Source organism: Sphingomonas sp. (genome assembly GCF_035998645.1).
Classification (GTDB): domain Bacteria; phylum Pseudomonadota; class Alphaproteobacteria; order Sphingomonadales; family Sphingomonadaceae; genus Sphingomonas.
The window spans coordinates 1,045,004-1,057,892 of sequence record NZ_DASYHL010000005.1 but is presented as its reverse complement, the minus strand read 5'-3'; the positions used below and the strand labels follow the sequence as shown (position 1 = coordinate 1,057,892).

The 12,889-nt window shown below is 65.0% G+C and carries 19 protein-coding genes; 5 read left to right on the top strand and 14 right to left on the bottom strand.

Annotated features, from left to right (window positions below):
- Positions 1-77 precede the first annotated feature (77 nt).
- The 10 genes from VGN66_RS18725 to VGN66_RS18680 form a co-directional block, all read right to left on the bottom strand.
- Positions 78-323 carry a hypothetical protein gene (locus VGN66_RS18725; RefSeq protein ID WP_327520272.1) on the bottom strand — a complete coding sequence of 82 codons (246 nt, stop codon included), beginning with the start codon at positions 321-323 and terminating at the stop codon, positions 78-80.
- Positions 324-367: 44 nt separating this feature from the next.
- Entirely contained in the window at positions 368-634 is a 267-nt protein-coding gene (locus VGN66_RS18720; RefSeq protein WP_224920720.1) for a hypothetical protein, read from the bottom strand.
- A 43-nt stretch (positions 635-677) separates the two neighbouring features.
- Positions 678-809: a hypothetical protein gene (locus tag VGN66_RS18715; protein WP_327520271.1), complete on the bottom strand. Its 132-nt coding sequence runs from the start codon at positions 807-809 to the stop codon at positions 678-680.
- A gap of 26 nt (positions 810-835) precedes the next feature.
- The gene (locus VGN66_RS18710) at positions 836-1,036 is read right to left on the bottom strand and encodes a hypothetical protein (protein WP_414713230.1); all 201 of its coding nucleotides are present in this window, start codon (positions 1,034-1,036) and stop codon (positions 836-838) included.
- A gap of 89 nt (positions 1,037-1,125) precedes the next feature.
- Positions 1,126-1,383: a hypothetical protein gene (locus VGN66_RS18705; protein ID WP_327520309.1), complete on the bottom strand. Its 258-nt coding sequence runs from the start codon at positions 1,381-1,383 to the stop codon at positions 1,126-1,128.
- 77 nt (positions 1,384-1,460) lie between these two features.
- Positions 1,461-1,751, bottom strand: a complete 291-nt coding sequence (locus VGN66_RS18700) for a hypothetical protein (protein WP_327520269.1) — start codon at positions 1,749-1,751, stop codon at positions 1,461-1,463.
- Between the two features lie 30 nt (positions 1,752-1,781).
- Positions 1,782-2,159 (bottom strand): envelope stress response membrane protein PspC, encoded by a 378-nt coding sequence (gene pspC / locus VGN66_RS18695; protein ID WP_327520268.1) that lies wholly within the window; start codon positions 2,157-2,159, stop codon positions 1,782-1,784.
- A gap of 1 nt (position 2,160) precedes the next feature.
- On the bottom strand, positions 2,161-2,442 hold the full coding sequence (pspB, locus tag VGN66_RS18690) for an envelope stress response membrane protein PspB (protein ID WP_327520267.1): 282 nt from the start codon (positions 2,440-2,442) through the stop codon (positions 2,161-2,163).
- A gap of 3 nt (positions 2,443-2,445) precedes the next feature.
- A complete protein-coding gene (gene pspA, locus VGN66_RS18685) occupies positions 2,446-3,114 on the bottom strand; it encodes a phage shock protein PspA (RefSeq protein WP_224920725.1) in 669 nt (222 codons plus the stop codon).
- Positions 3,115-3,181: 67 nt separating this feature from the next.
- Positions 3,182-3,328 (bottom strand): hypothetical protein, encoded by a 147-nt coding sequence (locus VGN66_RS18680; RefSeq protein WP_224920726.1) that lies wholly within the window; start codon positions 3,326-3,328, stop codon positions 3,182-3,184.
- A 177-nt stretch (positions 3,329-3,505) separates the two neighbouring features.
- On the opposite strand from VGN66_RS18680, the gene pspF reads away from it, so the two are divergent.
- Complete coding sequence (gene pspF, locus VGN66_RS18675) at positions 3,506-4,540, top strand: phage shock protein operon transcriptional activator (RefSeq protein WP_224920727.1); 1,035 nt, start codon at positions 3,506-3,508, stop codon at positions 4,538-4,540.
- Between the two features lie 241 nt (positions 4,541-4,781).
- Positions 4,782-5,399 carry a superoxide dismutase gene (locus VGN66_RS18670; RefSeq protein WP_327520266.1) on the top strand — a complete coding sequence of 206 codons (618 nt, stop codon included), beginning with the start codon at positions 4,782-4,784 and terminating at the stop codon, positions 5,397-5,399.
- Between the two features lie 168 nt (positions 5,400-5,567).
- Here VGN66_RS18670 and VGN66_RS18665 read toward each other — a convergent pair whose 3' ends face one another.
- From VGN66_RS18665 to mtaB, 3 genes are read right to left on the bottom strand one after another with little or no spacing between them, the layout of a single operon-like run.
- Positions 5,568-6,209, bottom strand: a complete 642-nt coding sequence (locus VGN66_RS18665; RefSeq protein WP_327520265.1) for a septation protein A — start codon at positions 6,207-6,209, stop codon at positions 5,568-5,570.
- Positions 6,210-6,264: 55 nt separating this feature from the next.
- Entirely contained in the window at positions 6,265-7,197 is a 933-nt protein-coding gene (ftsY, locus tag VGN66_RS18660) for a signal recognition particle-docking protein FtsY (protein WP_224920730.1), read from the bottom strand.
- Complete coding sequence (mtaB, locus tag VGN66_RS18655; protein ID WP_414713224.1) at positions 7,194-8,432, bottom strand: tRNA (N(6)-L-threonylcarbamoyladenosine(37)-C(2))-methylthiotransferase MtaB; 1,239 nt, start codon at positions 8,430-8,432, stop codon at positions 7,194-7,196. The genes ftsY and mtaB overlap by 4 nt, the downstream gene beginning before the upstream one ends.
- On the opposite strand from mtaB, the gene VGN66_RS18650 reads away from it, so the two are divergent.
- Entirely contained in the window at positions 8,431-9,009 is a 579-nt protein-coding gene (locus tag VGN66_RS18650; RefSeq protein ID WP_327520264.1) for a DUF924 family protein, read from the top strand. The two genes, mtaB and VGN66_RS18650, sit on opposite strands and share 2 nt — an antisense overlap.
- 3 nt (positions 9,010-9,012) lie before the next feature.
- On the opposite strand, the gene VGN66_RS18645 is transcribed toward VGN66_RS18650, so the two are convergent.
- Positions 9,013-10,650: a putative bifunctional diguanylate cyclase/phosphodiesterase gene (locus VGN66_RS18645; protein WP_327520263.1), complete on the bottom strand. Its 1,638-nt coding sequence runs from the start codon at positions 10,648-10,650 to the stop codon at positions 9,013-9,015.
- A gap of 222 nt (positions 10,651-10,872) precedes the next feature.
- On the opposite strand from VGN66_RS18645, the gene ffh reads away from it, so the two are divergent.
- On the top strand, positions 10,873-12,357 hold the full coding sequence (ffh, locus tag VGN66_RS18640) for a signal recognition particle protein (RefSeq protein WP_327520262.1): 1,485 nt from the start codon (positions 10,873-10,875) through the stop codon (positions 12,355-12,357).
- A gap of 37 nt (positions 12,358-12,394) precedes the next feature.
- A complete protein-coding gene (rpsP, locus tag VGN66_RS18635) occupies positions 12,395-12,889 on the top strand; it encodes a 30S ribosomal protein S16 (RefSeq protein WP_327520261.1) in 495 nt (164 codons plus the stop codon).

The following is a 12,889-nucleotide window of genomic DNA, read 5'->3' as shown; positions in this document are numbered from 1 at the left end:
GCTCCCCCACCCGGCCACCCATAGAATACACTGTCGTTGGGTGGCCGGGTGGGGGAGCGGGCCGGCACCGCGCAAAATCACAAATCCACGCCCGCGGCGATCGCTTCGAGCTTCCGGATACGCTCCTTGAGGTCCGCAATCTCGATCCGCGCGCCGGCATTGGTCGGCGTGGCGTGGGCGGTGTCGCCCTGATGGACCAGCGACAGTTCCTGCCGCTTGAGTGCCAGCCAGCCGCGCCATCCGGCCAGGCCCGCTCCGGTCACCATGCCCAGCCCCGCGAGGGTCGCCAGCGCAATGGCCATGTAGAAATTGGGGTCGGTCATCACATCCTCCTCCGGTTCCCGCCGGACTTCAGTTGCGTCAGAATTCAGTTCCGACCGTCGCGCAGCTTCTCGATCTCGCGGTCGAGGCTGACGGTCGAATGATTGTCGGTGATCACCCGCTCGAGCACCGCGATGCGGTCCTTCAGCGTGCGCACTTCCTGCTCCAGGCGGCGGGCTTCGGCGCTCACCGCGGGATCGTTGGCGACATAGTCGTTGCCGCGGCCATCCTTCTGGATGCCCATCTTGGCGCGGACGATGTTGCCGACGGTTACGATCGCTACGATCATCACCACCATGAACGCCCAATCCATCACCTGTCTCCTGTTCGTATGATCTAGTGTCAGCCCTGAGGGCTTATTCGGCCGGCTGGGCGGCGGCTTCGCGTGCCAGCCGCTCGGCGCGGCGGACGGGCCGGTCGCGCATCTCGGCCATCGTGACGCCGATCGCGCCAATGACGCCCAGCACCGCGAACAATCCGATCAACATGGTAGATACTCCCTTACAAAATTCGTTCAGTTCACCGGCCGGTCGTCGCGCAGCCGTTCAATCTCGTCCGCCAGATCGGCACCCTTGTCGGTGACGATCCGCTCCAGCACCCGCACCCGCTGCTCCAGCCGTTCGGTGTGCGCCGCATATTGCGCGGCGCGTTCGGCGGTCTGGGCGGTGAGCACTTCGGCCATCTTTTCCTTGTGCTTCAGCCAGCGTTTGAACATCTCGCCGCCGACGCCCAGGATCACCGGGATGCCCACAACGATGAAGAAGAAGGCGATTACGAAAGGCGCTTTTTCCATCGTCCGGCCCCTTAATTCTTGCTGACCCGCAGCGCTTCGATCTCGCGATCGAGTGCGTGGCTGCTGTCGGTCACGATCCGCTCTACATTGGCCAGCCGGTCCTTGACCGAACTCAGTTCCGCACGGAGCTGGGCATTTTCCTGGCTGATCAGCTTGATCCGCTCGACCATCTCGTCATTCTTTTGCGGATACACCGCCTGGCCCCAAGCCCCGTCGAGCGGGTAGCCATTCTTGATGCGGAGCCAGGTGGTGAACATCCACCCGATCATCCCGGCCACGCCGACGATTGCGATCGTGGGGGCCAGTGCGGTGAAGAAGTGCAGCTTTTCCATCTCTTTCGTCCTTCTCAGCGCAGGCCGTCGATTTCGCGGGCGGTCCGCTCGGCGGGGTCGGTGGCGATGCGTTCGAGCACCGCGATCCGCTCTTCCAGCCGGCTAACTTGCCCGGTCAGCCGCGCATTCTCGTTCGTCAGCAGCTCGATCTTGCGATCCGCCTGAGGATTTTCCTTGGTGGTCGTCCCCATCCATTCGTTTTCGATCGGGTATCCGTGCTTTGCGCGGATCCAGGTCGAAGCGAGCCAGCCAAAGGTCGTGATCGCGATGATGGCGATGACGAAGCCCGGTCCACCCCAACTCATAACTTTTCCCTCCTGTTGAGCCCCCCGGTCTTAGCGGAGGCGCTCGATCTCGTCGGCGAGCTGCGTGTTGCGGCTCGTGTAGAAGGTCTCGATGTCGGCCATGCGGCGATCGATGTCGCGCAGCTTGGAGCGGACTTCCTGGGTCGAGCGGCGCGGATTGGCCCGCACGCCCTGCCAGAATTTCGCGTCTTCCTTGGTTTCGTAGAGGCCGATCGGCTTCTGCGAGACGACCATTGCAAGGCCGATATAAACGAAGAACATCAGCGGAAAGGTTGCAAAGAACAGGATCAGGAAGCCCAGGCGGATCCACAACGGGTCGACCCCGGTATATTCGCCGAGACCTTCACAGATCCCGAGCCACTTGCCATTGACCTTGTCGCGATACAGTTGCGTGCGGCTGACAGACATCTCAGTTCCTCCGTGCGCGTTCATAGTCGGGGAGTTCGCGGGCCGGCGGCGTATCATTGCTGCGCAGGCGGAACTCGGGATTATCGGCGGCGATGATCCGCTCGATGGTGTGCAGGCGATCCTCCAGGCGACGCGCCGTATAGTGCAGCTCGTCGAGCAGGCTTTCGTCCTCGCCGGTCAGCGACTTCGCCTGCTTCCACTTGGTCACATAGTGGAGGATGATCCAGGGCATGCCGATGAAGAGCATGCCGACGACGCCGATCGGGACCAGGATCTCTTCCATGGCTTAATTCCCCTTGTTCAGGCGCGCCTTGAGCGCGGCCAGTTCGGCATCGACCTTCTCGGCCGACTGGAGTTCGGAGATTTCCTCCTCCAGCGTCTTCTTCGGCGCTCCCAGGTTGAGCGCATCGGCGCGGCCCTCGGCGAAATCGACGCGGCGCTCGAGCAGGTCGAAGCGGCTGAATGCGTCGCTGACCTTCGATCCGTGCGTCATCTCGCGCAGCTTGACGCGGTTGTTTGCGCTTTCCAGGCGGGTCATGATCGCATTCTGGCGGGCACGCGCGTCGCGCAGCTTGGTCTGCAGCTTGGCGATATCCTCTTCCGACGCGCGCAGCGCATCGTCGAGTACCGCGATCTCCGCGCTCAGCTGATCGCACATGTCATACGCCTTCTGGCGCTCGACCAGTGCCGCCTTGGCCAGGTCCTCGCGGTCCTTGCTCAGCGCCAGCTCGGCCTTTTCGGTCCAGCTCATCTGGAGATTTTCCAGCTTGGCGATGTGGCGACGCATTTCCTTCTGGTCGGCGATGGTGCGGGCCGCGCTGGCGCGCACCTCAACCAGCGTCTCCTCCATTTCGAGGATGATCATGCGGATCATCTTCGCCGGGTCTTCCGCCTTGTCGAGCAAGTCGGTGAAGTTGGCGGCGATGATGTCGCGGGTGCGAGAGAAAATGCCCATCTGAACTTAACTCCTTGGAAACTCGTGCCGCCGGGCGGGCTAGGGGGTGCCCGCCCGGCGGGATCGCTTACGCGATGGCTGGGGCGGAAACCGTGACACCGTCGGTCGCCGTGACGGCGGGGCCGACCACGGTTGCCAGGCTGGTGGTGCTCACGACCAGGGTGCAGACCAGCGCCGCGATCGTCGTGCGAAAGCTGTTGTTGCCCTTGTACATTGTTTCCGTCCCTCGTTTTCGTCGTTTCGTTCGCCGCCCTTCGCGGCTTGCCAGGAACTTTGCACGGGGCGTGCCAATTCGATTTTTCCGCAGATTTCCGCCATTTTCTGACGCTGGCGCGCGATCGGTAAACTCTACTCTTGCCAAAGGTTGGGAAAATATCCCAAGACTTCGCGCATGGAGCGGACCACCCATGTCGTTGGCCAGTCAGGGGCCTTTCTCGATGCGCTTGAGCACGCCTCGCGCGCGGCGGCGCTCGACCGTCCGGTGCTGGTGATCGGCGAGCGTGGGACCGGCAAGGAACTGGTCGCCGAGCGTCTCCACCGCCTGTCCCCGCGCTGGGACCAGCCGCTCGTCGTGATGAACTGCGCGGCCTTGCCCGAGACGCTGATCGAAGCGGAATTGTTCGGGCATGAGGCCGGATCGTTCACCGGCGCGACCAAGGGGCGGGCAGGCCGGTTCGAGGAGGCCGATGGCGGCACCCTGTTCCTCGACGAACTCGGCACGCTCAGCATGGCGGCGCAGGACCGGCTGCTGCGCGCGGTCGAATATGGCGAGATCACCCGGATCGGCGCGTCGCGCCCGATGCGCGTCGATGTCCGCATTGTCGCGGCAACCAACGAACATCTGCCCGAACGCGTCGAGCGCGGCACGTTCCGCGCCGATTTGCTCGACCGGCTGAGCTTTGAGGTGGTGACGCTGCCCCCGTTGCGGGCGCGCGCCGGCGACGTGCTGGTGCTCGCCGAGTTTTTCGGTCGGCGCATGGCGGCGGAGCTGGGGCGCGATTGGGAGGGGTTCGGGCCGACGGCGCTCGACGGGCTCACCAATCACGACTGGCCCGGCAACGTCCGCGAATTGCGCAACGTGGTCGAGCGCTCGGTCTATCGCTGGGACCGGTCGGGTCCGGTGGACGAGATCCAGGTCGACCCCTTCGCGTCGCCCTATCGCCCGCGCCCGATGCCGCACGGCATCCCCGGCAACGCCGCGCCGGTCCAGCTGACCACCGAGGAACCCGGCCCACTACCGCGCCGCGAGGACGATCTGTCCGGCGACTTCAAGAGTCGCGTCAACCGCTTCGAACGCGAACTGCTCAGCCGCGCCCTGTCCGAAAACCGCTACAACCAGCGCGCCACCGCCGACGCGCTGGGCCTCAGCTACGACCAGCTCCGCCACGCGCTCAAGCGCCACGACCTGCTCAACGCGGGCGGGTAAAGATCCTCCCCGGAACGGGGAGGGGAACCGCGCCCGCAGGGCGTGGTGGAGGGGGCCCGAGGCAAGGGTTTCCGGTGCCTTGGGCCCCCTCCGTCAGCGCTGCGCGCTGCCACCTCCCCGTTCCGGGGAGGATTTTGTTTCCTGATCGCTCCACTCGATCCCATCCGCAGAAAAATTTGTGCGGCATTCGTGGGCGTCATGCGTTAGGCGGTCGCGAACCAAAAAAACGGAGGGTAATCCCATGGCGTTCGAACTTCCCACGCTCCCCTATGCCAAGGACGCGCTCGCCCCGACGATCTCGGCCGAGACGCTCGATTTCCACTATGGCAAGCATCACAAGGCCTATGTCGACAAGACCAACGGTTTCGTCGCGGACAAGGGCCTTGAAGGCAAGTCGCTGGTCGAGGTGATCCGCCACGCCAAGGAAACCGGCGACAAGGGCCTGTTCAACAACAGCGCGCAGATCTGGAACCACAGCTTCTACTGGTTCGGCCTGACGCCGGAAACCAAGGAGCCGACCGGCAAGCTCGCCGAGCTGATCGAAGCGAAGTTCGGTTCGAAGGAAGAGCTGGTCAAGCAGCTGATCGCCGAATCCACCGCGCATTTCTCGAACGGCTGGGGCTGGCTGGTGCTCGACGGCGACGAGATCAAGGTGACCTCGCTCCACGACGCCGACACGCCCGTCGTCTATGACTACAAGCCGCTGCTGACGATCGACGTGTGGGAGCATGCCTACTACATCGATTACCGCAACGCGCGTCCGGGCTATCTCGAAGCGATCACCAAGATCATCGACTGGGACTTCGTCGCCGCCAACCTCGACGGCGAAGGCGTCAGCCGCGCCGACCAGGCCGGCTGATCGAACCGATCATCGATTGAAGAAGCGGGCCGGGGGAAACTCCGGCCCGTTTTGCGTTCTGGGATATCTTCTTTCGTCGTCCCGGGCTTGACCCGGGACAAGGCTTCTACTTTCGAGCGTTCGGGAAAGGCAGCCCGGCCCCGGATCAAGTCCGGGGCGACGATAGGATCATTGCTCCGGCGGCAATGCCTTGTCGACGATCTCGCCGTCGGTCTTCAGCCCATGGCGCAGCAGCAACGGCACATTGCCGATCGCGAACAACAGCGTCAGCGGCACCACGCCCCACAGCTTGAACGCGACCCAGAAGTCCCAGCTCTGCGTGCGCCAGATGATCTCGTTCAGCACCGCCATCACTGCGAAGAACACCGCCCAGTTGATCGTCAGCAGCTTCCACCCGCGCGCGGTCAGCCCCGGATAGGCGCTTTCGAGCAGCGTCTGCAGCAGCGGCTTGTTGGCGATCAGGCCGTAGGTGAGGACGATCGCGAACATCGCATAAACCAGCGTCGGCTTGACCTTGATGAAGGTCTCGTCGTGGAACCACAGGGTCAGGCCGCCGAACACCAGCACCAGTAGTCCGGAAATCCACAGCATCGGCGAGATATGCTTGGTCTTCCACAGCGACAGACCCATTGCGAGGAAGATTGCGACCATGAACGCCGCCGTCGCCGCAAGCATCCGGGTCAGCTGCGGCCCGCCCATGAAGCTGTTGACCGCAAAGAACACCGCCAGCGGACCGAAATCGATCAGCATGCGCAGGCCGGGGGTAGGGGCGGGCTTGCCCAGATTTTGGGACGTCGTGGATTCGGTCATGCACTCACTCTACAAATGGCGCCGGGCTTGTCGAAGAAAACTGGACGCGGGGCGCTCAGCCCTTGGTCAACGCCTCCACCCCGGCGATGATCCGCGACACTTCGCGCGGGTCGAATCCGCGCAAATCGTCGACTTTCTCGCCGACGCCGATCGCGTGGATCGGCAGGCCGTATTTCTCCGCTGCCGCGACCAGCACGCCGCCGCGCGCCGTGCCGTCCAGCTTGGTCATCACCATGCCGGTGACGCCGGCGACTTCCTGAAACACCGCGATCTGGTTGAGCGCATTCTGGCCGGTGGTCGCATCGAGCACCAGCAGCACATCGTGCGGCGCGTCGGGATCGAGCTTGCCCAGCACGCGGCGGATCTTCGCCAGCTCGTCCATCAGCTCGCGCTTGTTCTGCAAGCGGCCGGCGGTGTCGACGATCAGCAGGTCGATCCCCTCGGCGGTCGCGCGGCGCAGCGCCTCATGCGCGACCCCTGCAGCATCGCCGCCCTCGGCCCCCGCGACGATCGGTACGCCGATCCGCTCGGCCCAGGTGCGCAGCTGGCCGATCGCGGCCGCGCGGAACGTGTCGCCCGCCGCGACCATCACCTTCAGCCCCTGATCCTTCAGGATCGCGGCGAGCTTGGCGATGGTCGTCGTCTTGCCCGATCCGTTGACGCCGATCACCAGCATCACCTGCGGCCGCGCCTTGTCGGTGATCAGCGGCTTGGCGACCTTGGTGAGCACCTTCTCGATCTCGTCGGCGACGACCAGCCGGATGCCCAGCTCCTCCATCCCGCGCTCGACCTGTTCATCCGCCAACCGCTCGCGAATCCGCGCCGCCGTTGCCGGGCCCAGGTCCGACGCGATCAGCGCCTCCTCGATCTCGTCGAGCGTCGCCTCATCCAGCCGCCCGGTGCCAAGCCCGGCAAGGTTGCCGACCAGCCGGTCCGACGTCTTCTTGAACCCGCCGAGCAACCGCTCGCGCCAGCTGGGGCCGCTCATGCGGGCACTCCGATCAGTTTGCCGTTCTGCACGTCCGTGATCTTCACCTGTTGAATCGATCCAATGTCACTCTGCGGAAGCATGACCTCCGCGAAATTCTCTGCATGGCCGCGGTCGCCCGGCCGCTCGATCAGCACCCGCTGGGTCGTCCCGACCATGTCGCGCAGCCAGTCCGCCCGTCGCGTCGCCGCCCGCTCGCGCAGTGCCGCCGCGCGTGCCTTGGCAACACCCGGCGCAACCTGCGGCATCCGCGCCGCCGGCGTGCCCTCACGCGGGCTATAGGGAAAGATGTGCGCATGCACGATGTCGCAATCGTCGATCAGCGCCAGCGTATTCCCGGCCATCGCCTCGTCCTCGGTCGGAAACCCGGCGATCAGGTCGGCGCCGATCGCGATTTCCGGCCGTGCCGCCTTCAGCCGCTCGACCAAGGCCACCGAGTCGCCACGCGAATGCCGCCGCTTCATCCGCTTGAGCACCATGTCGTCGCCGGCCTGCAACGACAGATGCACATGTGGCAACACCCGCGCTTCCTGCGTCAGCAGCGCGAACAGCCGGTCGTCGATCTCGATCCCGTCGAGCGACGACAGCCGCAACCGCTCGACCGCCGTATGCGCCAGCACCCGTTCGACCAGCTGCCCCAAAGTCGGCGCGCCGGGCAGATCGGGGCCGTAGCTGGTCAGATCGACCCCGGTCAGCACGATCTCACGATGCCCCGCTGCAACCAGCGCCTGCACCCGATCGATCACCGCGCCCGCCGGCACCGACCGGCTGTTGCCGCGCCCGAACGGGATCGCACAGAAGGTGCAGCGATGGTCGCACCCGTTCTGCACCTCGACAAAGGCGCGGACATGCGCGGAGAAGCTCGCGGCGAGATGCGGCGCGGTCTGGCGCACCGCCATGATGTCCTGCACCAGCGCAGCGTCATCGCGCGCCCATGATGCGGGGACCAGCTTTTCGGCATTGCCGATCACCCGGTCCACCTCTGGCATCGCCCCGAACGATGCCGGGTCGATCTGCGCCGCGCAGCCGGTCACCACCAGCTGCGCCGAGGGCCACGCCCGCCGCGCACGGCGGATCGCCTGGCGCGTCTGGCGCACGGCTTCGTTGGTCACGGCGCAGCTGTTGACGACCACCACGTCGCTGGACCCCAACAGCGCGCGGATCGTTTCGCTTTCGGCAAGGTTGAGCCGACAGCCGAGGCTGATTACCTCTGGTGCGGCAATGGAGGACGACATGGCAGGCGATCTAGAGACGCACGGGGTTGAAGTCCATGCATGCGCGAAAGCGGTGCTGGACTATTGGTTCGACGAACTGAAGCCGCAGCAGCAATTCGCGAAGGACGACGCGGTCGATGCGGAGATTGCGCGCCGCTTCGGCGATGTCCGCAATATGGTACTCGCGGGCGGCGCGGCGGGGTGGCGCGACGACGCCGACACGCTGCTTGCCGCCGTCATCCTGCTCGACCAGTTCAGCCGCAACATCCATCGCGGTACGCCAGAGGCGTTCGCCGCCGACCCGCTGGCGCTCGCGCTGACGCTGGAGGCGATCGGCAAGGACTGGGACCGCGAGTTGGCGCCGGAGCGCGCGACGTTCCTCTACATGCCGCTAATGCACGCCGAAAATGTCGAGGCGCAGCGGATGTGCCTCGAGAAATTCACCGCGCTTGGCCGCCCGGAAAATCTCCGCTTCGCGATGGAGCACGCCGTAGTGATCGAACAATTCGGCCGCTTCCCCAGCCGCAACGAAGCGCTGGGCCGCGAGTCGACGCCCGAGGAGCTGGAATATCTGAAGCGCCCGGATGCTGGGTGGTAGGGCTTAACCTGTCATCCGGCCCGGACGTTCGATCGGCAGCTCGCTCTCGATCGTCGGCACCGGTGGCGCCTGCACCAGCATCCGCCGCTCCGCGAGCAGGCGGCGGGCGCCACTGACCGACAGCGGCTTGCCATAATGCCAGCCCTGCGCCTTGGCACAGCCCAGCGCCTTCAGCCGCGCGGCGATCGCCTCGTCCTCGACGCCCTCGGCGGTGATCGGCAGATTGAGGCTCTCGCCCAGCGACACGATCGCATTGACGATCGCCGCCGAATCCGCGCTCTCGTTCAATGAGATGACGAAACTCTTGTCGATCTTGATCCGGTCGAACGGCAACGCGCGCAAATGCGCCAGCGACGAATAGCCGGTCCCGAAGTCATCGAGCGCAAGCCGCACGCCCTGATTTTTTAAACTCCCGACGATCGACTGGGCGAGCGAGAGATTGTCGAACAGCGAGCTTTCGGTGATTTCCACCTCCAGCCGGCTCGCGGGGAAGCGCGTCTCAGTCAGCACCTTGATGATCTTCTGCGCCAGCCACGCATCGCGCAGCTGCACCGGCGAGATGTTCACCGACAGGGTCAGCGAACTGTCCCAATCGCGCGCGGCGTTGAAGGCGTGATGCATCAACGCGATCGACATGTCGGAGATCAGGCCGGTTTCCTCGGCGATCGGGATGAATAGTTCGGGGCTGATCAGGCCGCGAGTCGGGTGTTCCCAGCGCGCAAGCACCTCGAACCCGATCAACTTTCCGGTCTGCAGATCGATCTGCTGTTCGAAATAGGGGACGATCTCGCCACGCGGGATCGCGGTGCGCAGACCGTTCTCAAGCTCGTTGCGCGTCTGTAGCTCGCGCTCCATCGAATGGTCGAACCAGGCATAGCGGTTGCGGCCCGATTTCTTGGCGACATACATCGCGATGTCCGCCGATCGCATCAGCGAATCCACCGACTGGCAGTCAAAGTCCGACCGCGCGATGCCGACCGAACAGCTTACATGCAGCCGCAGCCCCTCGGCCTCGAACGGCTGTGACATCTGCGCGACCAGCTTTTCGGCAATCCGCTCGATCACATCGGGCTGTTGCGGATCGAACAGGAAGGCGCAGGCAAATTCGTCGCCACCCAGCCGCGCGGTCAGCGCGATCGGCGGCATCGCGGCGGCAATCTCGCTGGCCGCAGCACGCAGCAGCGCGTCGCCGACCGCATGGCCGTGCATGTCGTTGATCGTCTTGAAATGGTCGAGGTCGATGATCAGCATCGCCATCGCCTTGCGCCGCTTCTGCCCGCGCACGAACATCGCCGCGCCTTCCTCGGCCAGGCTGCGGCGGTTGAGGAATCCGGTCAGCGGATCACGGCTGGCGAGCATCTGTGCGCGCTCCTCCGCCGCCGTGCGGATGCGCACCTCGTTGCTCAGGCCCTGATGGCGCCGCCACCCGAACAGGATCAGCGCGACGTTGAGCAGCAGCGCGATCACCAACGTACGATCCGCCGGGGCCGCGCCCTCCAGATAATGGCGCAGCGTCTTGGACAGCACCGAACTGCCGGTCCCGACGAACATCAGGATCGCGGCGACGCTGATCGCCCCGGTGATCAGGTCGGATCCGGCTCCGTTGCGCTCAGGCTGATCGTCGTCGTTGTCCAGCGACATGCCGGAATTGCTCCCCTTCATACGAACGGCAGATATCCCATGCGGACCGTGTAGAAGGGGTTAAAGCCGGGGGCAGTTGCACTTATCTGTTATTGCGGCTAAGCGCGCCTCCGACCGTTCTCATGAACGCGACGACATATGCCCATCGGGCAACGCTGGCTGACGAGGTTTCGTCCGCCGGCGTTTTATGCGTTTCGGACGTGAGGGCAATGGGAGAAGCGAGTGTTTGACAGTCTGAGCGAACGGCTTGGCGGCGTATTCGACCGTCTCAAGGGCCGTGGCGCGCTGACCGAAGCCGATGTGCGGACCGCGATGCGCGAAGTGCGAATCGCGCTGCTCGAGGCTGACGTCGCGCTCCCGGTCGCGCGCCAGTTCGTCGAGACCGTGACCGAACAGGCGGTCGGCGAAAAGGTGCTGCGCTCGGTCACGCCGGGGCAGCAGGTCGTCAAGATCGTCAACGACGCGCTGGTCGCGATGCTCGGGCCGGACACGGCCGAGCTGCACCTCGACGTTACCCCGCCCGCCGTCGTGATGATGGTCGGCCTGCAGGGCTCGGGTAAGACCACCACCACCGCCAAGCTGTCCAAGCTCCTGAAGAAGCAGGGCAAGAAGGTGATGATGGCGTCGCTCGACGTCAATCGCCCGGCCGCTCAGGAACAGCTCGCCGTCCTCGGCACGCAGATCGAGGTCACGACCCTCCCGATCATGGTCGGCCAGCAGCCCGTCGACATCGCCCGCCGCGCGATGCAGGCCGCGAAGCTGCAGGGCTTCGACGTGCTGATGCTCGACACCGCGGGCCGCCTGCACGTCGACCAGCAGCTGATGGACGAGATGAAGGCGGTCGCCGACATCTCGACCCCGCAGGAAATTCTGCTCGTCGTCGACTCGCTGACCGGTCAGGACGCGGTCAACGTCGCACAGAATTTCAGCGATCAGGTGCCGCTGACCGGCGTGGTGCTGACCCGCATGGACGGCGATGCCCGCGGCGGCGCGGCGCTGTCGATGCGCGCCGTCACCGGCAAGCCGATCAAGTTCGCCGGCATCGGCGAAAAGCTCGACCAGATCGAACCCTTCCACCCCTCGCGCGTCGCGGGCCGTATTCTCGGCATGGGCGACGTCGTCAGCCTGGTCGAAAAGGCCGCGCAGGCGATCGAGCAGGAAGACGCCGAGAAAATGGCGTCGCGCCTCGCCAAGGGTCAGTTCGACATGAACGACCTGCGCGGCCAGCTTGCCCAGATGCGCCGCATGGGCGGCCTTGGCGCGCTCGCCGGCATGATCCCCGGCATGAAGAAGGCGCAGGGCGCGGTCGAACAGGCCGGCGGCGACAAGATCCTGCTGCGCATGGACGCGATCATCACCTCGATGACCGTCAAGGAGCGCGCCAAGCCCGAGCTGATCAACGCCAAGCGCAAGATCCGCATCGCCAAGGGTTCGGGCACGACCGTTCAGGACGTGAACAAGCTGCTCAAGATGCACCAGGAAATGTCCAGCGCGATGAAGCGGCTCAAGAAGATGGGCGGCCTCAAGGGGATGCTGGGCATGCTCGGCAAGGGCGGCATGGGTGGCCTTGGCAATGCGCTGGGTGGCCCGGGCATGGGCGAAATGATGGGCAAGCTCGGCGGTCCCGGTGGCGGGCTTCCGGGTCTTCCCGGCGGTGGCGGCGACATTCCGCCTGAACTCGCCAAGTTTTTGAACAAGAAGAAGTAATCGTTTCAACGCTTTGAATTTACAGAAGGAAAATTAAATGGCTCTCAGCATGCGTCTGTCGCGTGGCGGTTCGAAGAAGCGCCCTTATTACCGCATCATCGTTGCCGATGCGCGTAGCCCGCGTGACGGCAAGTTCATCGAGAAGATCGGCACCTACAACCCGCTGCTCGCCAAGGACGACGAGAAGCGCATCGTCCTCGACGCCGATCGCGCGAAGCACTGGCTGAGCGTTGGCGCGCAGCCGACCGACCGCGTCGCCCGTTTCCTCGACGTCGCTGGCGTCAAGGAACGCGCTGCCAAGAGCAATCCGAACAAGGGCAAGCCGGGCGAGAAGGCCGTCGAGCGCGCCGAGGAGAAGGCCGAGAAGCTGAAGGCCGCCGAGGAAGCCGCCGCCGAAGCCAAGGCCGCTGCTGAAGCCGCCGCCGCTGCGCCGGCCGAAGAGCCCGCCGCTGAAGAAGCGCCTGCTGCTGAAGAAGCGACCACCGAGGAAGCTCCGGCTGCCGACGCTGGCGAAGAAAAGGCCGAGGGCTGA